Consider the following 23,674-nt stretch of genomic DNA (forward strand, 5'->3'; position numbering starts at 1 on the left):
ACGAAGCCCCCACCAACCCGCCGCTTCGAACCGACCCCAAGCCCCCGCCAACCCGCTGCTTAGGCCAGGCCCCAAGCCCCACCAACCCACCGCTTTGACCCGGCCCCAAGCGGAGCGCCCGCGCACGCCGGGCGGCACAGGGCGCACAAGCCGGGCGCAATGCATATATGCGGCCCGGCAGTGTACGCGCCCGCACCCCACACGTCGCGGACCCACCCAAAGTGCACCCACGGGTGTGACGCGCGCGTGCGAAGCCGAGCCGCAGCCGGAAAACTGAGAACCAGCACAAGAGGAGCCGCTCACTCCGGCTCCCGTCTCACACCCAGAGGACTGGCTGATCATGGGCGGATCAGCGCCGCGAAGGGTCCATCAGCCACCGGTCGAGACGACCAGCTTCGTCGACCGGCGGGACGAACTGGCCGAGGGGCGACGGCTGTTGGCCACCGCACGGCTGGTCACGCTGACCGGCCCCGGAGGCGTCGGCAAGACGCGGCTGGCCGGGCGGATCGCCGCCCGGGTCGAGCGCGCGTTCCCCGACGGCGTGCGCTTCGCACACCTCGCCGGCCTGCAGGACCCGGAGCTCGTCCCGCTCGCCGCGGCCGACGCGCTCGGCCTGCACGACCACTCCGAACAGCCGCCCCTGGACACGCTGGTCGAGCAACTGCGCGACCGCCGACTGCTTCTCGTCCTCGACAACTGCGAGCATCTGCTGTCCGCCTGCGCGGAGTTGGCAGCCGCGTTGCTGCACGGCACGACCGGCGTCCGCGTCCTCGCGACGAGCCGCCACCGTCTGGCACTCACGGAGGAACACCTCCTGGACGTACGTCCCCTGCCGGTGCCCGATCCGGACTCGGACCTCTCGGCCGCCGCGACCTACCCGGCCCTGGCGCTCTTCGCCGACCGGGCCGCCGCCGTCGCCCCCGGCTTCGAACTCACCCCCGACAACCGGGCGGCCGTGGCCCGCCTCTGTCGCCGCCTCGACGGCCTGCCCCTCGCCATCGAGCTCGCGGCCGTCCGGATGCGCGTCCTCGGGGTCGACCAGCTCGTGGCCCGGCTCGACGACCGCTACCGCCTCCTCACGACCGGCAGCCCGGCCGTCCTGCCCCGCCACCAGACACTGCGCGCGGCGGTCGACTGGAGCCACGAACTCTGCACGGAGGCCGAGCAGTTGGTGTGGGCCCGGGCCTCGGTCTTCGCGGGGAGCTTCGACCTGGAGGCGGCGGAGGCGGTGTGCGCGGACGGGGCCCCGGACCCGGACACGGACGGGAGCGCAGCCGAACGCCACGGAAAGGCCGAAGGCGACCGCGAGCCCGAAGGCGACAGCGAGCCCGAGGGCGATCGCGAGCCCGAGGGCGTACACCCCCAGGACGTCCTCGAAGCCGTGGCCGGTCTGGTGGACAAGTCCGTGCTGTGCAGGGAAGGCGGCCCGGGCACGGCCAGATACCGCCTGCTCGACACGCTTCGGCACTACGGGCTCGACAAGCTGCGGCAGCGGCCCGGGGAGGAGTCGGCCGCCCGGCGTCGGCAGCGGGACTGGGCCCAGGAGGTGGCCGCGGAGTGCGAGCGCAGGTGGTTCGGGCCGGGGCAGCGGGAGATCGTGGCCCGGCTGCGGGCCGACCAGGACAACCTGCGGGCCGCCCTGGAGTTCAGCCTCACCGTGCCGGGCGAGGCCCGGGCCGGACTCGGGCTCGCCGGGACCCTCTGGTTCTACTGGCACGCCTGCGGAGCGCCCCGCGAGGGCCGGTACTGGCTGGACCGCGCACTCGACGCGCACCCCGAGCCCACCCGGGAGCGCGCCAGGGCGCTCTGGGTCGCGGGCCTGCTCGCCGGCTGCCCCGAGGACCTCACCCGGGGCCGCCACCGCGCCGAGGACGCCCGTGCGCTCGCCCGCCGCCTCGGCGACCCGGCCGAGGTCGCGCACGCCGAGTACCTGCTCGGCCTGATGGCCCTGTTCGGCGACGACCTGCCCGCCGCCCTCGAGCACTACGAGGCCGCCGTGGCCCGCAACCCCGTCGACGGCCAGCTCCCCAGCCTCGCCGTCCTCGACCAGGTCGAACTGGCCGCCAGCCTCGCCTTCCTGGGCCACACCGACCGGGCCGTCCAGGTCTGCGAGGACGCCCACCGCCTCTGCGAGGAGCACGGCGAGGAGTGGGTCCGCTCGTACGTCCTGCGCGTCCTCGCCCTCGCGTACGCGGAGCGGAAGGAGTGGGACCGCGCGGAGCCGCACGCCTGTGACGCCCTGCGCCGCAAGCTCGCCGTGCACGACGTCATCGGTATCGGCCTCACCCTCGACCTGCTGGTGGTCATCACGGCCGCGCGCGGCGCCCACGAACGCGCCGCCGTCCTGCTCGGCGGCGCCGACCGCGTCTGGGCCGGCATCGACGGCAACCGCTTCGGCTCCGCGACGTACAACTCCGCGCGCAAGGAGAGCGAGACGCGGGTACGGGCCGCCGTCGGACCGGGGCTCTTCGACCGGGCGTACCGGCGTGGCGGCGGGCTCGGGCTCACCGCGATCGTCTCGTACGCCCTCCAGGAGACCGGGAGAGCGGTCGTCCCCGGCCCCCGCCGGGCCGACGGCGGCCCTGCCCCGGACCCCGTCCGCGGGGACCCCCGTCTCGCGTCGCTCACCCGGCGCGAGAGGGAGGTCGCCGAACTCGTCGCCGACGGGCTCGCCAACCAGCAGATCGCCGACCGCCTGGTGATCGCCCGCCGCACCGCGGAAGGCCACGTGGAACGAATCCTCGGCAAGCTCGGCTTCAGCAACCGCAGCCAGATCGCGGCGTGGGTCTCGGCACGCCGCTGAACCCCGGTTCCCGGGGCCGGCCCGGGCGGGGCGGGGTGCCACAACGCCCGCCCGCAGCCGGGTGATTCGCAGCCGGCCGGGCAGCCCGCCCACGGCCGGGCGGATACGCCAGACCCTCAACCAGGTGGATACGACAGAAGGGGAACCCTCGTGACTGCCGACCCAACCCAACCGGCCGACCCAACCAAGCCGACCGAAGCAACCGAGCCGGCCGGCCCAACCAAACCGGCTGACCCGAGCAAGCCGGCCGAACCAACCATGTCGGCCAAGCCGTCCCGCTCGGCTCAACCAGCCCCGCCCCCAGGGACGTTCGACCACCGCATGGCGGTCTTCGGCTCCGACGACGCGTTCGTCGCGGCGGCGCTCCCCTTCCTGGCGGAGGGCCTGGCCGCCCCGGACGAACCGCCGCCCGTGGCCATCGCCGACCCCGGGAGGCTCGCCCTCCTGCGGGACGCGCTGGGCACGGACGCGAAGAGCGTCACCTTCGTGCCGCACACCGAGTGGTACACGGGCTCGGCGGCCAACGCCGTTGCCCAGAGCGCCGGTTACCTCGCCGCGAACGCGGGACCCGGCGGCCGTATCCACCTCCTCATGGAGCCGCACTGGGCCGGCCGCGCCGGGCGTTCGGCGCGCGAGACCACCGAGTGGATCCGCTACGAGTCGCTCGCCAACCTCCTCTTCGCGCCGTTCGCGACGACTGCCCTGTGCGCGTACGACACCCGTACCGCGGGCCCCGCGATCATCGACGCCGCCCGCCGAGCGCACCCCGACACCCCGGTGTACGAGCAACCGGCTCGCCTGGTCCACGAGTTGGACTCCGTCCCCCTGCCCCCACCGCCACCGGACGCCGAGCGCCTCACCGCCCCGGACCGCGACACCCTCCGCGAGCGGGCCCGGGCACGCAGGCTCGCCCCCGAGGACGCAGACCTGTTCGCGACGGCGGTCACCGAGGCGGCGACCCCGTACGCACCCCTGATCCCCGCCTCATCCCTCCCCGAGGTCCTGCTCTGGGGCGAGGCGCCCGCCTGTGTCTGCGAGCTGCGCGTCCCCGAGCGGATCACCGACCCGCTCGCGGGCTTCGTCCCGCCGCAGGCCGAGGGTCCGGCGCCGGGCCAGGGCCTGTGGTTCACCCGCCAGGTCTGCGCGTACGTGGACATCCGGGAGGCGGAGCCCGGCGAGGGCTCACTGATCCGGGTCCAGTACGCGTAGGACACCGGGGCCGCATGGTTCCCGTACGAGCGCGTACGGCGAAGGCACCCGCATGCTCCTGCCCCATAACCGGTGCGAACGCACGTTTTCAGGTAGGTATTCAGGTAGTCCTCCCCGTGTCGACGAGCCGCGGGGAGCCGAAGCTTTGGACATGCTGGAACTCTCCGGAGGACATCTTCCGGATCCCGACGCCGCGTACGGCTGGTACCCCCAACCACCCTTGGGGGCGGGCCACTCGAGCGTCGTGTACGACCCCCGTCCCGTCGCGGCGGCCGAGGCGCGCGCGGAGGTCAGGCGGCGGCTGGAGGGCTGGGGGCTCGCGGAACAGAGCGACACGGCGGAGCTCCTCGTCAGCGAACTCGTCACCAACTCCCTGATACACGCGGCGAGTCGCCTCCGCCTCACCCTCTCGGCCGCGCACGGAGTCCTGCGCTGCGAGGTCTCCGAGGCGGGCCGCCGCCCCGCGGAGGTGCCCCGGGAGGGCGCCGTGGCGGGCACCGCGGTGGGCGGCTGCGGGATGTTCCTGGTGGATGCGCTCGCGAGGCGCTGGGGCTGCCACCAGGACGGGCCGGGCCGGACCCTCTGGTTCGAGCTCGGCACGTGCGGGTCCGACGGCTGTGGTCGGCGACAGCCGTAGTGCCCCGCGAGTTCCGGACGAACCGTTGTCAACCTCCGGAACCACAGCCCGGGCCCCGGTGGCACGCGCTGCCGCCGGGGCCCGCCCGAACACCTTCTCGTCCCTGTGCACACTCCTCACCTGTGCACATCGGGTGGGGATCGCCGCACGCCCTCTTGTGCGCCCGTTCTCTTTACGCTTTCTTGATCCGCATGGCTGACACCTCTGGGAACGCGGACACCACTGGAAGCACGGCCACGGGGAACACGGGAGAGACGGGGAAGGCCCTCTCCGGTCCCCGCAAGTCCAGTTGGAAATACATCGGCCCCGGCATCGTGGTGGCCGCGACGGGTGTCGGCGCCGGCGACCTCGTCGCCACGCTCATCGCGGGCTCGAACTTCGGCTACACGCTCCTGTGGGCCGCCGTCATCGGCTGTCTCGTCAAGATCTCGCTGGCCGAGGCGGCGGGCCGCTGGCACCTGTCCACCGGCCGCACGCTCTTCGACGGCTGGGCGAGCCTGGGCCGCTGGACGTCGTGGTTCTTCGTCGTGTACGTCGTGATCTGGGGCTTCGTCTACGGAGCCGCGGCCATGTCCTCGTCGGGCCTGCCGCTGCAGGCGCTCTTCCCGGACGTCATGGACCTCGAATGGTGGGCCGTCCTGACGGGTCTGGTCGGCCTGGTCTTCGTCTGGTTCAACAAGTACGAGGTCTTCGAGAAGGTCATGACCGTCCTGGTCGGCGTGATGTTCGTCGTCACGGTCTACCTGGCGATCCGCGTCACCCCGAACCTCGGCGACGCCTTCGCGGGCCTGCTCCCGGTCCTTCCCGACGAGAAGGACTCGATCCTCAACACGCTCGGTCTGATCGGCGGTGTGGGCGGCACGATCACGCTGGCCGCGTACGGCTACTGGGTCAACGCGAAGGGCTGGACGAACACCGGCTGGATGAAGGTGATGCGCCTGGACAACCGCGTCGCGTACATCACCACCGGCATCTTCGTCATCTCGATGCTCTTCGTCGGCGCGGAACTGCTCCACTCCTCCAACGTGGCCATCGCGAGCGGTGACAAGGGCCTCATCCAGCTCGGCGACATCCTGGAGGACGAGTACGGAACGGCGACCGCCAAGTTCTTCCTCATCGGTTTCTTCGCCACGTCCTTCACATCCCTGATCGGCGTCTGGCACGGCGTGAGCCTGATGTTCGCGGACTTCGTGGAGCGCTACCGCAAGGACAGGGCAGACCGCGCGACCGGCGAAGGAAAGCCCCCGGCCGGAAAGACGACGTCCGGCGAGGGGCCGACGTCGAGCGAGGGGTCGGTGTCGGGCGAGGGGTCGGCGCCCAGCGAGGGGTCGACATCCGGCGAGGAGGTGGCCTCCGGCGCCCGCGAGCGCTCCTGGCCCTTCCGCGCCTACCTCCTCTGGCTGACCTTCCCGCCCATCGTCCTGCTCTTCCAGGGCGAGCCCTTCCGCCTGATCATCCTGTACGGAGTCCTGGGCGCGGCCTTCCTCCCCTTCCTCGCCCTCACCCTGGTCTGGCTCCTCAACTCCTCCCGCACCCCCACGGAATGGCGCAACGGAATCCTCAGCAACTCCATGCTGACGATCGCGGGCCTGATCTTCGTCATCCTGTGCGTGAAGCAGATCTGGGACCAGCCCTGGTCGGAGTTCTTCTAGCCGCGGCCGTGCCCGGGCGGACACACGGAAGCGCCGCCGCCGGATCGGCGGCGGCGCTGGCCCGTTGACGAGCCGGACGTACTCCAGACGTACCTACGGAAGCCCGTGCACGTGCGGCCCCACCGCGTTCGACCAGGCGTTGCCGGCCGTCGCGTCCCAGTTTGTTGACCAGGTCATCGCGCCGCGCAGGTCCGGGTAGGTCCTGGAGGGCTTGAAGGAGCCGCAGTTGGTGGCCTTGGTGAGGCAGTCGAGGGCGTTGTTCACGATGGTGGGGGAGACGTAGCCGCTGCCCGCGCCCCTCGTCGAGGCCGGCAGGCCTAGGCCCACCTGGGACGGGGCGAGGCCGCCCTCCAGCTGGATGCAGGCGAGGGCGGTGAGGAAGTCCACCGAGCCCTGGGAGTACACCTTGCCGTCGCAGCCGAGCATCGAACCGCTGTTGTAGTACTGCATGTTGACGACCGTGAGGATGTCCTTGATGTTCAGGGCCGTCTGGAAGTAGCCGTTCGACGTCGACTGCATGTCGATCGTCTGCGGGGCCATCGTGATGATCAGCGAGGAGCCCGCCTTCGAGGACAGCGACCGCAGCGCCTGCGTCATGTACGTGGCGTTGATGCCGTTCTCCAGGTCGATGTCGACGCCGTCGAAGCCGTACGTCTGCATCAGGGAGTGGACGGAGTTGGCGAAGTTCGTCGCGGAGGCGGAGTCGTTCACCGAGATCGTGCCGCGCTCGCCGCCGATCGAGATGATCACCTTCTTGCCCGCGGCCTGCTTGGCCCGGACGTCGGCCTTGAACTGGTCGACGGTGTAGCCGCCGAGGCCCGCCGAGTCGAGGTTGAAGGCCACCGCGCCGGGAGTGGTCGTGGCGTCGGCGAAGGCCACCGCGATGATGTCGTACTGGGACTGGACGTCGGAGATCTTCTGGACGGCCGCGCCGTTGTTGAAGTTCTGCCAGTAGCCGGTCACCGCGTGCTTGGGCAGCGCGGTCCCGCCGCCCGAGTTCGCCTTGGTCGTCCCGGTGACCGCCGTCGACTTCACCGACTCACCGGCCGAGTTCGTCGCGGTGACCTGGAAGGAGTACGAGGTGGAGGCGGCGAGGCCGGTGACCGTCGCCGAGGTGCCGCTCACTGCGAGCACCTTCGTACCGGCGCGGTAGACGTTGTAGCCGGTCGCGCCCGAGACCGTGTTCCAGGCGAGGGAGACGGAGGAGGAGGTCGTGGACGCCACGTTCAGACCGGCCGGTGTCGAGGGGACGACCGGATCGGGGTCGCCGCCCCCGCCCCCGTCGGGCCCGAACACGGACACGTCGTCGGCGAAGTAGGCCGCCTGTCCGTACCAGCCGTGCGTGTAGACGGTCACGGACGTCGTGGACGAGCCCGTCGTGAAGGACGTCGTCAGCTGCTTCCAGGAGGAGGAGTCCGGGGTCCAGGTCGACACGTCCGTCGTACCCGTGCCGCTCGCCCCGAGGTACGCGTACCCGCCCTGCACCCACGCGCTCAGCGTGTACGTCGAGTTGGGCTTCACCGCCACGGTCTGGCTGCACCGGGCGTTGTCCTGCCCGGCGGGCGTGGCCTTGAGGGCGGACGCACCGCCGTGCACGGGGGAGGAGACGGCGGCGCCGCTGCCCGCCGAGCAGGTCCAGTTGGAGAGCCCCGACTCGTAGCCGGCGTTCTTGGTGTTGTTGACGTCGGCGGCCGAGGCCTGGCCGGCTCCGGCGAGGGAGAGGACGGACGCCGCGAGCGCGGTGGCGAGGGCTGCCGCCCAGGTCCGTCTGCGTCTGGGCATGCCTGGTACGCGGTCCACTGGGGCCTCCGGTGGGGGAGTGGGAGTCAAAAGTGGGGGACGACTACGGTGGCCACCGCTGGAGGTCCAAGGTGGTCCAGACCAATCCGGTTGTCAAGACCTCTGACGGAGGTCAACGCCCTTGCCGTACCGTCGAGTTGAGGCATATGCGCCTCACTCTGTGTGGATCACCTACGCACCTTGTGTGAGGTGATCTCGCGGATCCGGTGTTGAGCGGCCCATGCCGTGGATAAGGTGCAGTTGCAGAAGGGCGCACAGTGACAAATTCGCGTTCTTCCGTGAAGGTTTGATGGCGAAATCAGGGGCGATCTGAGGCGGTGGTTGACCACCCCGCCGCAGTGAACGGGGTGGTGTGCAGCGTGCCGACCGCGATAGCCGTCACCAGTTCCGATCTGGTGCTCCCACCGCACGACCGGCAGACCCCGCCCGCCGCCGTCCAGCCCCTCGAAAGCCTCGAAAGCTCCCTCACGGGAATGCACGCGCTCATCGAGCAGCACGGGTATGTGATCGCGCTGTACCCGGCCTCCACGCCGGGTGACGTCACCCGGCGGCTGCACGCCGTGCGCTCCGTCCTGGAGAGCGACCGCATCGCGCTGCTCGGTCTGGACCTGCCGCCGCTCGGACTCGCCCTGCTCGCCCAGCAGTTGCGCCAGCTCTCCGTCTGCGACTTCAGCCCCGGCGTGCTCGCCTCCTCCGCGCGGCTGCTCGCCCACTACATCTACGCGGGTGCGCTGCTCGGCTCGGTCGCCAAGCTGGATCGCATCCCCGTCTCCCTGAAGTCGCACGCCAAGTCATGGGTGCCGGGCGCCCAGTTCGCCGTACTGGCCAATCCGCGGCCCCAACTGGTCCGCGTCGGCCAGGAGGAGCTCACCGGGCCCGAGTTCGGGACACGGATGCTCGTCGCGGCCGGACAGCTGCCCGCCGAGTGGCTCACCGGGACGCTCGCGCCCGCCTGGCGCGTCCAGGGCGTCACGACCGTGCCCCTGCCCGCCGAGTCCACCCGCTGGTGGGGCACGGGCAAGGTCGCCGAGTTCGCCACCGGGCTCTACGACGTGTCCGTGCTGTACCAACTCGTCTCGTCCGTACGGCGCGAGGAGTGTCACTGGTGCGGTCTTGAACTCATCGGCGACCGCTGCGGATTCTGTGCGGCGCCTTTGCCACCGCCCCAGGAGCTTCCGAGGGCCACGGTGCGGGCAGCTTCTTCGGTACGTGCCCTGCCCCGAGGGGCTTCGTAAACCACGTCAGTCATGTACGTACACCTGAATAACGGTGCACAACAGGCACGTTGAACGAGACACGTAGAACGAGCTACGTAGAACGAGATACGAGGCACACGCAGCACCAGGCACGCAGAACGAAGCACCAAGCACCAGGCACAACCGCTCGACCCCGCTGTCCCCGCCCCCCGATCGAGGTTGTCCGCGTCATGAATTCACGCCAGCGCCGCGGCGTCATCCTGCTGGTCCTCTCGGCCCTGTGCGCCCTGGGCGCCTTCGCCGGAGTGCTCTCGGTGATCCGCGACGTGAACTCGAAGGTCGGCCCCGAGGTCGCGGCGTACCGGCTGAAGGACGACGTCGCGCCCTACCGGGAGCTGACCTCCGACCAGTTCGAGAAGGTCTCGATGCCCGAGCGGTGGCTTTCGTCCACCGCCGTCACCAATCTCTCCGAGATCCGCGGCAAGATCGCGGTGACCCGGCTGGAGAAGGGCTCGCTGCTCCAGAGGGACATGATCGTGAACCGGCCCGAGCTGGAGGCCGGCCAGCAGGAGATCGCGATCATGATCGACGCGGCGACCGGTGTGGCGGGCAAGATCAACCCGGGCTCACGGGTCAACATCTACGCCACGTTCAAGGACGAGACCGACAACGGCAAGGACCAGTCGAAGGTCATCGTCGAGAACGCCCGCGTCATCGACGTCGGCAAGCTGACCGCCCTCGACCCGGGCCAGTCCAGCAACGACCGCCGCCGCACCGCGAACGAGGCGGTCCCGATCACCTTCGCCCTCGACACCGCCGACGCCCAACGCGTGGCGTACGCCGAGTCGTTCGCCGAACACGTCCGCCTGGCGCTGGTCGCGGGCGGCACCGACGCCACCGTCGCCCCCGGCGACCGCACGTACACCCTCGACGAGGACAAGTAGGAGGCCGTGATGCGCTCAGCCCCCACGTGGCCAGGCCGAGGGACGGACAAGCCGGACCGAGGGACGGACAGGCCGGGCCGACAGCCGGGCGGTCCGGGCCGGGAGTCCGACAGGCCGCGCCGAGAGCCCGCCGCACCAGGCCGAGGGACCGGCCGATGACCATCCGTATCCTGCCCGCCGTCGGCGACATCGACTCGGCCCGCGCGCTCACCACGCTGCTGAGCCAGCTCGCCGACGCCGAACCCGCGCCGCCCGTCGCGGACACCACGGCCCTGCTGGACACCCTGGCCCGCCTCGCCGCCGAGTCCCTGGACGAGCTGCCCGAGGTCGTCCTCGTCCACGAGCGGATCGGCCCGGTCCCGGCGCTCGACGTCATCCGCGACCTGGTGCTGAGCTTCCCGGCCGTCGGCGTCGTCCTCATCACCGCCGACACCAGCACCAACGTGCTCACCGCCGCCATGGACTCCGGCGCCCGCGGCATCATCGGCCTGCCCCTCGGCTACGACGCCCTCGCCGAACGCGTCCACGCCGCAGCCGCCTGGTCCATGGGCATGCGACGCCATCTCGGCAGCGGCACACCCGAGCTCTACACCGGCCCGGGCGGCCGGATCGTCACGGTCACCGGCGCGAAGGGCGGCGTCGGCGCCACCGTCGCCGCGGTCCAACTCGCCCTGGCCGCCCAGGCGTCGGGCCACTCGGTCGCCCTGCTCGACCTGGACCTCCAGTCGGGGGACGTGGCCTCGTACCTGGACGTGCAGTTCCGCCGCTCCATCGCCGACCTCGCCGGGATCAGCGACATCAACCCACGCGTGCTCCAGGACGCCGTCTACACCCACGACACCGGACTCGGACTCCTCCTCGCCCCCGCCGAGGGCGAACGCGGCGAGGAGATCACCGACCGGGTGGCCCGCCAGGTACTCGCCGCCCTGCGCTCCCGCTACGAGGTCGTGGTCGTCGACTGCGGCGCCCAGCTGAACGCCGCGAACGCGGCGGCCGTCGAACTGGCCGACCAGGCCCTGCTGTTGGTGACTCCCGACGTGGTCGCCGTCCGCGCCGCCAAACGCATGGTCCGCATGTGGGACCGCCTCCAGATCCGCAAGGCCGAGGAGACGCTGACCGTCGTCAACCGCTTCTCCCGCGGTACGGAGATACAGCCCTCCCTCGTCGAACGCGTCACCGGCACGAAGGTCGCCCGTTCCACGGTGCCCGCCGCCTTCAAGGAGCTCCAGTCGGTGGTGGACGCGGGGCGGATGCAGGACCTGGACGCCCGCTCCACGGTCAAGCAGGCGCTGTGGGCCCTGGCGGGCGAGCTGGATCTGGTGGTCCAGCAGGAGGGCGGTGGCGGCGGCCGGCGTCGTAAGACGTCCTCGGACCGGGGAGCCCTGGCCCTGCGCCGCAAGGGCGGCGACCGAGGAGCGGTCACCCTCGAATTCGCCGGGATGTTCCCCATCCTGCTGGTCGTGATGACGATCCTCTGGCAGTGCGTGCTGTACGGCTACACGTACTCCCTCGCGGGGAACGCGGCGGACGAGGCGGCGCGGGCCGCCACCGCGGCCAACTCGGTGACTCCGGGGGCGTACGCCGGTGCCTGCGCGGACGCGGGAAGCGAGCACCTCCCGGACTCCTGGCAGGGCGCGACCATCAACTGCGGTGAGGACGGCACGGTCATGCGGGCCACGGTCACCGCCCAGGTCCCGCTGTTCTTCCCGGGCTTCGACGCGGGCTGGCAGGTCCAGGCCGAGGCGGGCGCGGCCCTGGAAGGGGAGGACGACTGATGAGCGTGCTCCGCAGGATGTGGCGCAGAGCCCGGGACGACCGAGGCGTCTCCATGCTGGAGTTCGCCGGATTCCTGCCCGTCCTGCTGCTCATCGGGATGGCCACCATCCAGCTGGGCCTCGTCGGATACGCCGCCAACCAGGCGGGCTCCGGAGCCCGGGCCGCCGCGCGGGTCGCCTCGCAGGACGGGGCGGGGGAGGCGGCCGGCCAAGCCGCCATGAGCGACTGGCTGGACGCGAACGTATCCGCACCCAAGGGCGGCGACACGACCACCGCCACCGTGACCGTGCAGGTCCCGCTCCTCCTCCCGTTCGTGGGCGAGGGCTGGACCGTGACCAAACGCGCCACGATGCCCAATGACAACGACGACTGAACCCGTGCCGAACCGACCTCCCCCGGAAGGGAGTTGAAGACATGAGCCTCAGGGCCCGTATCGCCGCCCCCGAAGAGGGCGGATCAGGCCGCGAGGACGGCCACCTCGTCGCCGTCTACCGTGCCAAGCTGCTCGAAGAGATCGACCTCGCCGAGATGTCGAGCCTCGCCGCGGCCGAGCGGCGGATGCGGCTGGAGCGCGTGCTCGGGCACATCATCAGCCGCGAGGGCCCGGTCCTGTCGTCGGCCGAGCGCTCCCAGCTGATCAGAAGGGTCGTCGACGAGGCGCTGGGCCTCGGCGTCCTCGAACCGCTCCTCGCCGACGCGTCGATCACCGAGATCATGGTCAACGGACCGGACTCGATCTTCGTGGAGCGGGCCGGACGCGTGGAGCAGCTCCCGATCCGGTTCGCCTCGAACGAGCAGCTGATGCAGACCATCGAGCGCATAGTCTCGACGGTCAACCGCCGCGTGGACGAGTCGAATCCGATGGTCGACGCCCGCCTGCCCACCGGCGAGCGCGTCAACGTCATCATCCCGCCGCTCGCCCTCACCGGCCCGACCCTCACGATCCGCCGCTTCCCCCGCGCGTACACCCTCCCGGAGCTGATCGGCCTCGGCTCGCTCGACGAGCAGATGCTGATGCTGCTCGCCGCGTTCGTCCGGGCCCGCTTCAACGTGATCGTCAGCGGGGGTACGGGCTCCGGCAAGACCACGCTCCTGAACGCGCTCTCCGGCCTCGTCCCGTCCCACGAGCGCATCATCACCATCGAGGACTCCGCCGAACTCCAGCTCCAGCAGGAGCATGTGATCCGCCTGGAATCCCGCCCCCCGAACGTGGAGGGCAAGGGCCAGATCACCATCCGCGACCTGGTCCGCAACTCCCTGCGTATGCGCCCCGACCGCATCATCGTCGGTGAGGTCCGCGGCGGCGAGACCCTCGACATGCTCCAGGCCATGTCGACGGGCCACGACGGCTCGCTGGCGACCGTCCACTCGAACTCCGCCGAGGACGCCCTGATGAGGCTCCAGACCCTGGGCTCGATGTCCGAGGTCCAGATCCCCTTCGAGGCGCTCAAGGACCAGATCAACTCCGCGGTCGACGTCGTCGTCCAGCTCACCCGCCACGCCGACGGCTCCCGCAAGGTCACCGAGATCGCCCTGCTCGTCTCGCACGGCCGCGAACAGTTCCGTGTCGTCCCGGTCACCCGCTTCGTGCCCCGCCCGACGGGCCCCGACCGCGTCGTCCACGGCCACTTCGAGCACCTGCCGCTGCCCCGCGCGGTCGCCGAGAAGCTGTACGTCGCCAACGAGCCCCTGCCGCCCGCCTTCGGGGTCGCGGAGGCCTTCGACGTCCTCAACACGAGGCAGGCCATCGGATGACCGGACGGACACGCGGCCGGATGCCCCGCACCACCGGGACCGACAACAAGACTGAGAGGAGCGAGCCGTGAACAACCAGGCCCTGCTCGCCCTCGGCGGCACCGTCCTGTGCGGCACACTCGCCGTCGCGGGCGTGCACACGTACGCGTCGGGACGCGCCCAGCGCCAGGCCCTCGTCGACCGTCTCTCCGGCGGCGGCCCGCTGCGCACCGCGGCCGGCCGCGCCCGCCGCTTCGCCGCCGTCGACCGCCGGCTGCGCCGCACCCGCCTCGGCCGCACGATCCAGCTGCGCCTCTCGGCGACGGGACTCGACCTGACCGCGGGCGAGTTCTTCACGTACGTCGCCGCCGTGGTCGTCGGCCTCTGGCTGATCGCCGCCGCCGCGCTGGCCCCCTTCTTCGGTCCCATCGCGGGCCTGGCGGGCGTCTGGAGCGCGGCGATCTTCCTCAACTGGCAGCGCCAGAAGCGCATCGAGGCCTTCATCAATCAACTCCCGGACGTGGCCCGGCTGCTGGCCAACGCGGCGGCGGCCGGCCTCGCCCTGCGCACGGCCCTCGCGATGGCGGCGGAGGAGCTGGAGGCGCCGGCGGGCGAGGAACTGGCGCGGGTGGCCGACCAGTTGACCATGGGCCGCTCGGTCGACGACGCCCTCGGCGAACTGGCCGAACGCCTCCCGTCCCGCGAACTGGTCGTCCTCGTCACGACCCTCGTCCTGTCCAACAAGGCGGGCGGCTCGGTCGTCAACTCACTGCGGAACCTCACCCAGACCCTGGAGGACCGCAAGGAGACCCGCCGCGAGGTCCGCACCATGCTCTCCGAGGTCAACGCGACCGCCTTCACGGTCCCCCTCCTCGGCGTCGGCTCGCTCCTCCTCATCAACTCCTCGAACGAGGGCGCCCTCGCCAAGGTGACCGGCTCCCCGCTCGGCCAGACCCTGGTGCTCATCGCCATGGGCCTCTACACCATCGGCTTCTTCGTCATCCGCCGCCTCGGCAAGATCGAAGTATGAGGAGGAGGGGATTACGTTGCTGGCCTTGCTCCTTGCCGCACTGACCGGCCTCGCCGTCGGGGGCATGCTCCTCGGCATCCGCATGTACCGCGCGGAGGCCAAGCTCCCCGGCGACATGGCGCTCGCCCTGGAGGTCGGCGCCACCCGCGTCTCGAAGACCGACTCGGCCGTCGACCGCCTCGGCATGCGGTTCGCCCCGCTCGTCCTGCGGCTGATGGGCCCCCGCCGCGTCGACGCCAAGCGCCGCCGCATCGACATGGCGGGCAACCCCGGCGGCCTGACCCTGAACCGCTACGCGGCCCGCCGGGCGGTGTACGGGGTCTTCGGCGTCCTGCTCTTCCTGATCTTCCTCACCAACGGGCAGCTCCTCTTCGCCCTGATGGCCCTCGCCTTCGGCCTGCTCGCCGCCGACGCCCTCATCTGGCAGGCGATCCGCGAACGCAAGGAGGTCATCGACCGCACCCTCCCGGACTTCCTGGACGTCCTGGCGGTCGTGGTCTCGGCGGGCCTCGGCTTCCGCCAGGCCCTGGACCGCGTCGCGGACCACTACGAGGGCCCGTGGGCGGACGAACTGCGCATCACCCTGCGCCAGATGGACATGGGCGTCAGCCGCCGCCAGGCCTTCGACGAACTGCGCAAGCGCAACTCCTCCGAACAGGTCGCCCAGTTCGTCTCCGCGCTCCAGCAGGGAGAGGAACTGGGCTCCCCGATCGCGGACACCCTCATCCAGCTCGCCACGGACATGCGCCGCACCGACGCCCAGAACTCCCGCCGCCGCGCCGCCAAGACGATCCCCAAGGCCACCATGGTCACCCTGGTCTTCATGCTCCCGGCCACGATGATCCTCATCGCCACAGGCATGTTCCTGGGCTCCGGCTCGAACTTCGGCTCGATCCTGGGGCGCTGAGAGATGACGGGGATGTGGAAGCGCGCGCGCCGGGCAGCGCCCCGCAAGGGGCGTTGTCAGGGGCGCGGGGAACTGCGCACCCAGCAACGACCGACCCGCACCCAACGACCAACCGTTCCCCCAGGCGGCTCAGCCAGGTGGGCGTGGGCCACAGGCTACTTCGCAGACGACGCGGCAGCGCCCGGCAGCGTCCGCCTCCAGCTCAACGCCCTCCAGGCCCTCTGCCGCCAGGCGTTCGCGGTCAGGCTCACCCTGATCGCGATCGGCGCCCCCTTCGCGACGGCCAACGCGACGGACGGCCCGCCCCGATACGGCGTCCTCGCCGCCGCGGTCCTCGGCGTCATGGGCTCGTACGCCATGCTCAGGGACTGGGACCGCTTCGCCCCCCGCCTCCTCGCCCACCCCACCCTCATGGCGGTGGACCTGGTCTTCGGCGCGATACTCCTGCTGACCGCGTCCCCCGCCTCCCCCCTCGCGTACGCGGCCGTCTGCACCCCGCTCCTGGCGGGCCTGCTGTACGGCTGGCGCGGCTCCGGCGTCTTCACGGGGCTCCAGCTCGTCGTGCTGCTCACGGTGTTCAGAGCCTGGGAACACCGTCCGGGCGCCGGCGCCAGTACCCTCCTGGTCGCCGGTTTCTGCATCGCGGCGGGCATCGTCGGGGTCACCCTGCGCAACCTGATGTTCCGTTTCGGCACGGCCAGCCAGGCCCTCGCCGAGGCCAACTCCCGGCTGGCCGTGGCGGAGGCGGTCGAGTCCGAACGGGCCCGCCTCGCCCGCGAGATGCACGACTCCGTGGCGAAGACCCTGCACGGTCTGGCCCTGGCCGCCGAGGCCCTCGCGGTCGCTGCCGACCACGACACGGACCCACGCGCCCTCAAGTCCCAGGCCACGGCGGTGGCGGGCGCGGCCCGTCGCGCGGCGGCGGAGTCCCGCGACCTCCTGACGGACCTCCGCCACCACACGGCACTGTCGACCCCGCCCATGGACCTCGGAACGGAACTGACGACGAGGGCGGCGGACTTCACCGGCCGTACGGGCATCAGGGCGAGCGTCGGTTACCAGGCGCCCCCCACGCTCGTACTCCCGCCCGAGGCGTCCCGCCACCTCCTGGCGATCCTCTCGGAGGCACTGGAGAACACGCACCGCCACGCGACGGGGGCGACCCGGGTGGACGTGACCCTCCGGGCCTCGCCCTCCGCCCTCCACCTGACCGTGCGGGACGACGGAACCGGCACGTCCGTATCCCTCGATGACGTACAACACCTGGCGAAATCCGGCCACTTCGGTCTGCTGGGCATGCTGGAGCGCGCGGCCTCGATGGGCGCGGGCCTCCAACTGCACCGAGCCGAGCAGGGCGGCACGGAGGTCAAGGTCGACCTTCCGCTGGTCACCGCCCTGCCGGTATCCCCCTCACACACTCCTCAAGAGGAGGCCGCACATGCCTGACCAGGCACTTCCCGGCCCGCCCCTACGAGTGCTCGTGGCCGACGACAACCCCGTCGTCCGGGCGGGCCTGGCGGCCCTGCTCGACGCCCACCCCGACATCCGGGTCACGGCCCGGGCGTCGAACGGTGCGGAGGCGCTCACGGCCGCGACCCGCCACCGTCCCGACGTGATCCTGCTGGACGTCCGCATGCCGGGCACGGACGGCCTCACGGCACTGCCTTCGCTGGCCGGGCTGGCTCCCGTGATGATGCTGACGTACAGCCGTGAACCCGAGGTGGTGGCCCGGGCGTTGCGCCTGGGAGCCGCCGGTTACCTCGTGCACGGCGAGTTCACCACGGACGAACTGATCACCGCCGTCCGCGACTTGAGTGACGGAAGGGCCACCTTCACGGCCTCCGCCGCCGAGGCCGCCGCCGTGTCGGATTCGCTCGGTGTTTCGTACGAACCGAACGAAAACTCTTCGCATCTGCAATCGGTTGTGGCACAGTCGTCGAAGGCTCGACCCGCCTCCGCGACGGGACTTCACCGCCGCGGCGGCAACCCACTGGAATTCGGGCTGAGTTCACGGGAGGTGGAGGTCATGGATCTCATCGCGGCCGGCATGAACAACCGGCAGATCGCCGCCACGTGCTTCATCAGCGAGAAGACCGTGAAGAACCACATCAATCGCATCTTCGCAAAGCTGCACAGTTCAACGCGCAGCGAAGCGATCGCCCACTGGCTGGGCACGGCCCACGGGGGGTGGAACCGGTGACTCCGAACTCGGGAAGTTGGGTCCCTGGACCCACCCGGAGTAGGCGTGTTCTCACGTACGGTGCGCGGGAAGGTAGTGGTTTTGGGTGGGAGGGAAGGGATCACTGTGACCAAGAGCCTGCGTTCGGAGACGTCCATGAGGACGAAGCGAGCGGTTCGGGGGTGGGTCCGCACCGTGGCCTCCCGAACACGAGGACGGGACCGGGACGCGGGAGCGGGCTTCGTGGAGTACGCGGGCCTGATGATCCTGATCGCGGGAATCTTCACGCTGATCGACGGGCTGGGGCTCGACGGCCTGATCTCGGGTGCGATCCTCACAGCAGTCACCAGCGTCGTCGGGGGCTGACCCCCGCCCGTCTGCGAAGCGACCGAGGGTCGACTCTCCCCATCTACATCTGGCTGACGGGGATTCTGCTCTTCGCCGCGTTCGCGTTCTTCGCATTCGCTCAAGCGGCGTCCGCCCGGAACGGAGCTCAATCCGCGGCGGACGCCGCTGCGTTGGCTGCCGCGCAGGACGCCCGTGACGAGCTGATGGAAGGCCTCGGAACCGCCATCGGCGCGGACGACAATTGGCTGGACTGGCTCGACGGCGACCAGTTCGAGGGCGTCGGAGCCACGGCCGCGGCACAGCAACTGGCCGGCGAGAACGACTCGACCGTCCAGGGCGGTGCTCAACCGACCACCATCGGCGGCTTTCCCGGGTTCCAGGTGACCATCGAGACGAACTACACGGTGGGCGACTCGATCATTCCGGGCACGGAGACCACGCACGCCAACGCGGATGCCACGGCCGTCATCGAACCGCGGTGTGATTTCCCCGTGGACGCCGATCCCGCGGAGCTCGTCACGCTCGACTGCGACGGCGAAGTGGTGAACATCGACCCCGAAGATTTCGATTTGGACGACCTTCCGGACGCGTCCGTGCTGTTCTCTGTGCAACTGGCCGAGTGAAAGGAAGCCGTACCGATGAACATTCGGCGCACCACGAAGGGCCGCACGGTAATGACCGCGGTGGCGATCACGACTGGGCTGGTCCTCACGGTGGCCGGCTGCGGCGGCGGGGGAGACGACGGCGGTTCGGACAAGAAGACGTCGTCCTCGTCGCCTGCCAAGAACGATGACGGGGGCGACGACAAGGAGCAGTCTCAGGCCCCTCCCGCCAAGGAGGCGCTGGCGGAGGTCAAGGCCGGTGGTCTGACCCTGGCCGTCACGTCGGCCGTCCGCGACGACGGCGGCTTCGTCACCGTCGAGGGAACGGTGACGAACGGCAGCGGCAAGCCCTGGGTCGCCGCGGACTGGCGGGGCGACGAGAGCGAACTGGCCAAGAACGGCGGGTCGATCGCCGGCGCGAGCCTGGTCGACCAGACGGGCAAGAAGAAGTACCTCGTCCTGCGCGACACGGAAGGGCGCTGCCTGTGCACCCGGTTCACCGGGGGTGTGCTGTCGGGTGACACCGCGGACTGGTTCGCCCAGTTCCCCGCCCCACCCGAGGACACCACCAAGGTCTCCTTCCAGGTCGGCTCCATGCCCCCCGCCGCCGTCGAACTCTCCGAGGGCGAGTGACAATGTCCCTCACCCTCCGCACGACCGCGATCACCTTCACCGCCCTCACCACCCTCGTCTTCCTGACGCCGCTCACCCCGGCCCAGGCGGACGACGAGGACCCGAGTGCTCCGCCGGGCAGTGTGAGCAGTTCCCCACCCCCCGAAGTGGACGCGAACAGCCCGGGGCTGAAGCTCGCCGACGGCGCCACGCTCGCGCCCGCCCGGGTGCTGGACATCAAGTCGGTCGTCGAGGACCTCGGTGGCGAGGAACGCCGCGTGGACACCAACGAGGACGTGACGTTCGCGCTCCAGGCGGAGGTCCTCTTCCCGAAGGACAGCTCGAAGCTGAACCCCGAGGCACGTTCCCGCATCCAGGCGATCGCGGACGAGATCAAGGCCCAGAACGCCACGAACGTCCGCGTCTTCGGCTTCACCGACAACCTCGGCTCGTACGCCCACGGCCTGACCCTCTCCAAGAACCGCGCCGAGGTCGTCCACGAGGAACTGGCCTCCGCCCTCGGCGACACGAACGTCACCTTCGCGGTACGCGGCTACAGCGAGGACTACCCGATCGCGGACAACACCTCGGAACAGGGCCGCCGCAAGAACCGCCGTGTGGAGGTCACCTTCCCGAAGGGCGAGAATTAGCCCCCGGGCCCGGGTAGGAAGGCCCCATGACTGCACTAGGTGCCGTGTTCCGGCCTCAGCTGCCCCCAGAACGTCTGCGCGCGATGGTCCGTACGGCGGAGGACGCGGGGCTGGAGGAGCTGTGGCTGTGGGAGGACTGTTTTCTGGAAGGGGGGATCTCCGCGGCGGCGGCAGCGCTGGCCTGGTCGGAACGGCTGCGGGTGGGAGTGGGGCTGCTTCCCGTGCCGCTGCGGAACGTGGCCGTGACGGCGATGGAGACCGCCACCCTGCACCGGCTCTTCCCGGGCCGGGCGATCGTGGGCGTCGGTCACGGCGTACAGGACTGGATGGGGCAGGTCGGAGCGCGGGCCGAGTCGCCCGTGACGCTGCTGCGTGAGTACCTCGTGGCGTTGCGGGCACTGCTGCGGGGCGAGCGGGTGACCACGGACGGCCGGTACGTGAAGCTCGACGACGTCGCCCTCGACTGGCCCCCGCAGACACCGGTGGAGATCCTCGCGGGAGCCACCGGCCCGCGTACGCTCCGGCTCTCGGGCGAGTTCGCGGACGGCACCATCCTCACCTCCAGTACGTCCCCGGAGGGCGTGCGCAAGGCGCGCCAACTCATCGACGAGGGGTGGAAGTCGGGCTCCCGCGACGGCACGCACGAGGTCGTCGTCTACCTCCTCACCGCCACCGGCCCGGACGCCGCCGACCGCCTCCGCGCCGAGCTGGAGGCGGACGGCGTGGCAACCGTCCCGGACCTCGGAGTCGCCGGGAACGCGGAAGCCGTCGCCAAGGCCGTCCAGCGTCTCGCGGACGCCGGCGCCGACACCGTGATCCTCCAGCCGACCGCCGACGAACCGGACCCCGAGGGCTTCGTACGCTTCACCGCCGAGGACGTACGCCCCCTGGTCCCGTAGGAGGCCCGAGCCGTCGCCGCTCATGCCGGGGCCGCCTGTCGGTCCCCGCTGCCAGATCCCTCGGCATGAGCGAAACCGCACACGCACAGCCCGGAATTCGGTCGCGGCAACGAACCCCGCCTGCCACCATCGCCCGATGAGCCCGACCACCCCCTCGACCCCGTCCACGCCCTCCACTCCACCCGCGTCCTCCAGCCCCTCCTTCGAAGAACTCGTCGCCGAGGCCGCAGCCGCTCCCACCGAGGGCTGGGACTTCTCGTGGTTCGAGGGGCGGGCCACCGAGGATCGGCCCTCCTGGGGATACGCGCGGGCGATGGGCGAGCGGCTGGCCACGGCGGAGGCCGCTCTCGACATCCAGACCGGTGGGGGCGAAGTCCTGGCGTCGGCACGGGAGTTGCCGCGGCTGACCGTCGCCACCGAGGGCTGGCCGCCGAACGTGGCCAAGGCCACCGCCCTGCTCCACCCGCGCGGCGCGGTGGTCGTCGCCTCCCCGGAGGACGCCCCGCTGCCGTTCGCCGACGCGGCGTTCGACCTCGTCGTGAGCAGGCACCCGGTGACGCCGCACTGGACGGAGATCGCCCGCGTCCTCGCCCCCGGAGGCACCTACTTCGCCCAGCACGTGGGCCCCAGCAGCGCGTACGAAGTCGTCGAGTACTTCCTCGGCCCGCAGCCGGAGGCCAACCGCAACGCCCGCCATCCGGACAGCGAGCGCGCCGGAGCCGAGGCAGCCGGTCTTGAGGTCGTCGATCTGCGCGCGGAGAGGCTGCGGATGGAGTTCCACGACATCGGGGCCGTCGTGCACTTCCTGCGGAAGGTGGTGTGGATGGTGCCCGGCTTCACCGTGGACCAGTACCGGACCCGGCTCCTGGACCTGCACGAGCGAATCGTGGCCGACGGCCCGTTCGTGGCCCACAGCTCCCGCCACCTCGTCGAGGCCCGCCGGCCGTAGAGCGCGCGGCGAGTGTGGCGAGTGTGGCCGGCATGGAGAGCGTGGCGAGCGTGGCGCGAACAAGTCCCCGAGAGCCGGGCCGAGTTGACGTCCGCCGGTTACGCGTGCGCGCCCGCCGTCACCTTCCCCACCACCAGCTCCGGCCCGGCCTCCAGCACTTCACCGACCCGCTCCACCTGTTTCCCCAGCTCCCGCTCCTGCGCCCGGGTCAGCCGGTCCAGCGGCTCCACCGTCACCGTCGTCCGCTTCCCCTGCCGCCGCTGGTGCCAGACCCCCGCCACCACACCGTCGACGAGCAGCACCGGAAAGTTCCCCGCCTGCCCGCCCGCCAGGGCCCGCTGGTACGCCGCGCCGGGGAACATCCGCTCGCGGGGCTGCGCGGCGATGGCGTACGCGTCGAAGTAGGGGAGCAGCCGCACCCCGCGTACGGCCTCCGTCGGGAAGTCCGTGTCGCCCGTCACCACCCAGGCCGGCGCCCCCTCGAAGTCGACCTCCTCGATCCCGCCCGAGGAGGCCAGCGAGGCGAAGAGGTCGGCGGCCCAACCCCTGGGCGCGGCGGCCCACTTGGCGAAGTGCTGCGGCGTCGCGGGACCGTACGCGTGCAAATAGTGGCGTACGAGCGTGGCGAGCGCCTCGTCCGCGGGGAGCGGGTCGAAGTGCGGCGGGCGGGTGTAGGCCGCCTTGCGGCCGCGGTTGGGGGCGAAGCACAGCGCGCCCGACTGGCCCGCGCGATGCATGACCTGACGCCAGCGCGGCCACTTGCCCTGGAACGCCTCCATCACCAGGTCACCGGCCCAGGGGCCGGTGCGGGCCACGACCTCCTCGGACAGCTCGTCGATGGTCAGCTGCCGCCCGTCGAGGGCGTCACCGATCGCGGCGACGACCTGATCCTCCTGGCCGGGCGTCATCCGCACGCTCGGCGGGGCGCTCGCGGTGCCGGGCACGGCGGTCAGCGCGGCGCTCCAGAAGGGGAGTTCGGTGGCGGCGAGGAGATGGATCGTGCCGCGCGGCCCGTACGTCTTCACCAGACTCCGGTCGTCACTTCGGTCCTCCCACAGCGCCGCGCGCACGTCCTGGCGGGTCGCGCCGTCGAGCCGCAGGCCGACGGAGAGCTCGGCCGCCGACAGGACCTGCGCGTGCGTGGCGAGCAGCGTGGAGACGACCTCCGCGACAGGCGTGCCGGCCGGCGCGGGAGCCCTCAGCAGTTGCCGCTCATAGCGCCGCGCGCTCGCCTCGTCCCATGTGATCCTCGATGTCATGGCGGCGACGGTAGACCCGAATTAGGTCAGATCCTGTCCGCTGCCCCGGTCTTGGGAGGAGTCGACCATGTCGAAGGGCAAGGGGCCCTACAGCTGTGGCCTGGACGCGGCCGTGGACGTCGTGGGCGGCAAGTGGAAGCCGATGATCCTCTGGGAGCTGCACGTGGGCGGCACCCTGCGCTTCGGGGAGCTGCGCCGGAACATCGGGGGCGGGCACTCCCCGGGAATCAGCGAGAAGGTGCTGAGCCAGCAGCTGCGCGAGCTGGAGGCGGACGGAGTGGTGCACCGGGAGGTGTACGGCGAGGTGCCGCCCCGCGTGGAGTACTCGCTCACCGAGCTGGGCAAGGCGCTGAACACCGCACTCCTGCCACTGGGCGAATGGGGTGATCTGCACATGAAGGAAATTGTCGCCCGTAAACACCCAGGCCTGAGCAAAGAGCCTCCGGTCGCCGCCCAGTCCGGGTGAGGCCCCTCACGAAAATCCCGGA

At 71.1% G+C, this 23,674-nt stretch carries 22 protein-coding genes; 20 read left to right on the forward strand and 2 right to left on the reverse strand.

Going from position 1 to position 23,674, the window contains the following annotated elements:
* Window positions 1–340: 340 nt before the first annotated feature.
* The 4 genes from ACN20J_RS31305 to ACN20J_RS31320 all read left to right on the forward strand — a co-directional run bounded on the left by ACN20J_RS31305 (window position 341) and on the right by ACN20J_RS31320 (window position 6,301).
* Entirely contained in the window at window positions 341–2,803 is a 2,463-nt protein-coding gene (locus ACN20J_RS31305; RefSeq protein WP_419667324.1) for an ATP-binding protein, read from the forward strand.
* Between the two features lie 321 nt (window positions 2,804–3,124).
* Window positions 3,125–4,012 carry an anti-sigma factor RsbA family regulatory protein gene (locus tag ACN20J_RS31310; protein ID WP_419667325.1) on the forward strand — a complete coding sequence of 296 codons (888 nt, stop codon included), beginning with the start codon at window positions 3,125–3,127 and terminating at the stop codon, window positions 4,010–4,012.
* Between the two features lie 151 nt (window positions 4,013–4,163).
* Window positions 4,164–4,649 carry an ATP-binding protein gene (locus ACN20J_RS31315; protein WP_246575259.1) on the forward strand — a complete coding sequence of 162 codons (486 nt, stop codon included), beginning with the start codon at window positions 4,164–4,166 and terminating at the stop codon, window positions 4,647–4,649.
* Window positions 4,650–4,840: 191 nt separating this feature from the next.
* Window positions 4,841–6,301, forward strand: a complete 1,461-nt coding sequence (locus ACN20J_RS31320) for an Nramp family divalent metal transporter (RefSeq protein ID WP_419667326.1) — start codon at window positions 4,841–4,843, stop codon at window positions 6,299–6,301.
* 93 nt (window positions 6,302–6,394) lie between these two features.
* Here ACN20J_RS31320 and ACN20J_RS31325 read toward each other — a convergent pair whose 3' ends face one another.
* Complete coding sequence (locus ACN20J_RS31325; RefSeq protein WP_419667327.1) at window positions 6,395–8,083, reverse strand: chitinase; 1,689 nt, start codon at window positions 8,081–8,083, stop codon at window positions 6,395–6,397.
* A 377-nt stretch (window positions 8,084–8,460) separates the two neighbouring features.
* Between ACN20J_RS31325 and ACN20J_RS31330 the strand changes: the two genes are divergently transcribed.
* The 15 genes from ACN20J_RS31330 to ACN20J_RS31400 all read left to right on the forward strand — a co-directional run bounded on the left by ACN20J_RS31330 (window position 8,461) and on the right by ACN20J_RS31400 (window position 21,927).
* Complete coding sequence (locus tag ACN20J_RS31330) at window positions 8,461–9,336, forward strand: hypothetical protein (protein WP_245697309.1); 876 nt, start codon at window positions 8,461–8,463, stop codon at window positions 9,334–9,336.
* A gap of 191 nt (window positions 9,337–9,527) precedes the next feature.
* Entirely contained in the window at window positions 9,528–10,241 is a 714-nt protein-coding gene (gene cpaB, locus ACN20J_RS31335) for a Flp pilus assembly protein CpaB (RefSeq protein WP_364194842.1), read from the forward strand.
* A gap of 155 nt (window positions 10,242–10,396) precedes the next feature.
* Window positions 10,397–12,016, forward strand: coding sequence for an AAA family ATPase (locus ACN20J_RS31340; protein ID WP_419667328.1), 1,620 nt, complete (start codon window positions 10,397–10,399; stop codon window positions 12,014–12,016).
* Window positions 12,016–12,390, forward strand: a complete 375-nt coding sequence (locus ACN20J_RS31345; RefSeq protein WP_362000261.1) for a TadE/TadG family type IV pilus assembly protein — start codon at window positions 12,016–12,018, stop codon at window positions 12,388–12,390. The genes ACN20J_RS31340 and ACN20J_RS31345 overlap by 1 nt, the downstream gene beginning before the upstream one ends.
* A gap of 41 nt (window positions 12,391–12,431) precedes the next feature.
* A complete protein-coding gene (locus ACN20J_RS31350; protein ID WP_359937574.1) occupies window positions 12,432–13,772 on the forward strand; it encodes a CpaF family protein in 1,341 nt (446 codons plus the stop codon).
* 67 nt (window positions 13,773–13,839) lie between these two features.
* Complete coding sequence (locus ACN20J_RS31355; RefSeq protein ID WP_189837393.1) at window positions 13,840–14,781, forward strand: type II secretion system F family protein; 942 nt, start codon at window positions 13,840–13,842, stop codon at window positions 14,779–14,781.
* 16 nt (window positions 14,782–14,797) lie between these two features.
* Complete coding sequence (locus tag ACN20J_RS31360; protein WP_189837394.1) at window positions 14,798–15,688, forward strand: DUF5936 domain-containing protein; 891 nt, start codon at window positions 14,798–14,800, stop codon at window positions 15,686–15,688.
* Between the two features lie 12 nt (window positions 15,689–15,700).
* Window positions 15,701–17,134: a sensor histidine kinase gene (locus ACN20J_RS31365; protein WP_419667329.1), complete on the forward strand. Its 1,434-nt coding sequence runs from the start codon at window positions 15,701–15,703 to the stop codon at window positions 17,132–17,134.
* The gene (locus ACN20J_RS31370) at window positions 17,127–17,888 is read left to right on the forward strand and encodes a response regulator transcription factor (protein WP_189837396.1); all 762 of its coding nucleotides are present in this window, start codon (window positions 17,127–17,129) and stop codon (window positions 17,886–17,888) included. Before ACN20J_RS31365 ends, ACN20J_RS31370 begins: the two co-directional genes overlap by 8 nt.
* A 135-nt stretch (window positions 17,889–18,023) precedes the next feature.
* On the forward strand, window positions 18,024–18,233 hold the full coding sequence (locus ACN20J_RS31375; RefSeq protein ID WP_362000302.1) for a hypothetical protein: 210 nt from the start codon (window positions 18,024–18,026) through the stop codon (window positions 18,231–18,233).
* 41 nt (window positions 18,234–18,274) lie between these two features.
* On the forward strand, window positions 18,275–18,838 hold the full coding sequence (locus tag ACN20J_RS31380) for a pilus assembly protein TadG-related protein (RefSeq protein ID WP_419668998.1): 564 nt from the start codon (window positions 18,275–18,277) through the stop codon (window positions 18,836–18,838).
* A gap of 15 nt (window positions 18,839–18,853) precedes the next feature.
* A complete protein-coding gene (locus ACN20J_RS31385; protein ID WP_419667330.1) occupies window positions 18,854–19,450 on the forward strand; it encodes a hypothetical protein in 597 nt (198 codons plus the stop codon).
* A 2-nt stretch (window positions 19,451–19,452) separates the two neighbouring features.
* Window positions 19,453–20,079, forward strand: coding sequence for an OmpA family protein (locus tag ACN20J_RS31390; RefSeq protein ID WP_079053226.1), 627 nt, complete (start codon window positions 19,453–19,455; stop codon window positions 20,077–20,079).
* A gap of 26 nt (window positions 20,080–20,105) precedes the next feature.
* Complete coding sequence (locus ACN20J_RS31395; protein ID WP_190229663.1) at window positions 20,106–20,978, forward strand: LLM class flavin-dependent oxidoreductase; 873 nt, start codon at window positions 20,106–20,108, stop codon at window positions 20,976–20,978.
* A gap of 136 nt (window positions 20,979–21,114) precedes the next feature.
* Complete coding sequence (locus ACN20J_RS31400) at window positions 21,115–21,927, forward strand: class I SAM-dependent methyltransferase (RefSeq protein WP_190229664.1); 813 nt, start codon at window positions 21,115–21,117, stop codon at window positions 21,925–21,927.
* A 98-nt stretch (window positions 21,928–22,025) separates the two neighbouring features.
* On the opposite strand, the gene ACN20J_RS31405 is transcribed toward ACN20J_RS31400, so the two are convergent.
* A complete protein-coding gene (locus ACN20J_RS31405) occupies window positions 22,026–23,186 on the reverse strand; it encodes a winged helix DNA-binding domain-containing protein (RefSeq protein ID WP_419667331.1) in 1,161 nt (386 codons plus the stop codon).
* A 67-nt stretch (window positions 23,187–23,253) separates the two neighbouring features.
* Here ACN20J_RS31405 and ACN20J_RS31410 point away from each other — a divergent pair, with 67 nt between their 5' ends.
* On the forward strand, window positions 23,254–23,652 hold the full coding sequence (locus tag ACN20J_RS31410; protein WP_190229665.1) for a winged helix-turn-helix transcriptional regulator: 399 nt from the start codon (window positions 23,254–23,256) through the stop codon (window positions 23,650–23,652).
* Window positions 23,653–23,674: the final 22 nt, after the last annotated feature.

The sequence above is a fragment of the Streptomyces sp. 2-1 genome, assembly GCF_048564895.1.
In the GTDB taxonomy this organism is placed as follows: Bacteria; Actinomycetota; Actinomycetes; order Streptomycetales; family Streptomycetaceae; genus Streptomyces; species Streptomyces phaeochromogenes.

Excerpts from the sequence above, each read along its gene's own strand:
- ACN20J_RS31305 (WP_419667324.1), top strand. The coding sequence starts at position 341 with ATGGGCGGATCAGCGCCGCGAAGGGTCCATCAGCCACCGGTCGAGACG.
- ACN20J_RS31310 (WP_419667325.1), top strand. The coding sequence starts at position 3,125 with ATGGCGGTCTTCGGCTCCGACGACGCGTTCGTCGCGGCGGCGCTCCCC.
- ACN20J_RS31315 (WP_246575259.1), top strand. The coding sequence starts at position 4,164 with ATGCTGGAACTCTCCGGAGGACATCTTCCGGATCCCGACGCCGCGTAC.
- ACN20J_RS31320 (WP_419667326.1), top strand. The coding sequence starts at position 4,841 with ATGGCTGACACCTCTGGGAACGCGGACACCACTGGAAGCACGGCCACG.
- ACN20J_RS31325 (WP_419667327.1), bottom strand. The coding sequence starts at position 8,083 with ATGCCCAGACGCAGACGGACCTGGGCGGCAGCCCTCGCCACCGCGCTC.
- cpaB (WP_364194842.1), top strand. The coding sequence starts at position 9,528 with ATGAATTCACGCCAGCGCCGCGGCGTCATCCTGCTGGTCCTCTCGGCC.
- ACN20J_RS31340 (WP_419667328.1), top strand. The coding sequence starts at position 10,397 with ATGACCATCCGTATCCTGCCCGCCGTCGGCGACATCGACTCGGCCCGC.
- ACN20J_RS31345 (WP_362000261.1), top strand. The coding sequence starts at position 12,016 with ATGAGCGTGCTCCGCAGGATGTGGCGCAGAGCCCGGGACGACCGAGGC.
- ACN20J_RS31350 (WP_359937574.1), top strand. The coding sequence starts at position 12,432 with ATGAGCCTCAGGGCCCGTATCGCCGCCCCCGAAGAGGGCGGATCAGGC.
- ACN20J_RS31365 (WP_419667329.1), top strand. The coding sequence starts at position 15,701 with ATGTGGAAGCGCGCGCGCCGGGCAGCGCCCCGCAAGGGGCGTTGTCAG.
- ACN20J_RS31370 (WP_189837396.1), top strand. The coding sequence starts at position 17,127 with ATGCCTGACCAGGCACTTCCCGGCCCGCCCCTACGAGTGCTCGTGGCC.
- ACN20J_RS31375 (WP_362000302.1), top strand. The coding sequence starts at position 18,024 with ATGAGGACGAAGCGAGCGGTTCGGGGGTGGGTCCGCACCGTGGCCTCC.
- ACN20J_RS31385 (WP_419667330.1), top strand. The coding sequence starts at position 18,854 with ATGAACATTCGGCGCACCACGAAGGGCCGCACGGTAATGACCGCGGTG.
- ACN20J_RS31390 (WP_079053226.1), top strand. The coding sequence starts at position 19,453 with ATGTCCCTCACCCTCCGCACGACCGCGATCACCTTCACCGCCCTCACC.
- ACN20J_RS31395 (WP_190229663.1), top strand. The coding sequence starts at position 20,106 with ATGACTGCACTAGGTGCCGTGTTCCGGCCTCAGCTGCCCCCAGAACGT.
- ACN20J_RS31400 (WP_190229664.1), top strand. The coding sequence starts at position 21,115 with ATGAGCCCGACCACCCCCTCGACCCCGTCCACGCCCTCCACTCCACCC.
- ACN20J_RS31405 (WP_419667331.1), bottom strand. The coding sequence starts at position 23,186 with ATGACATCGAGGATCACATGGGACGAGGCGAGCGCGCGGCGCTATGAG.
- ACN20J_RS31410 (WP_190229665.1), top strand. The coding sequence starts at position 23,254 with ATGTCGAAGGGCAAGGGGCCCTACAGCTGTGGCCTGGACGCGGCCGTG.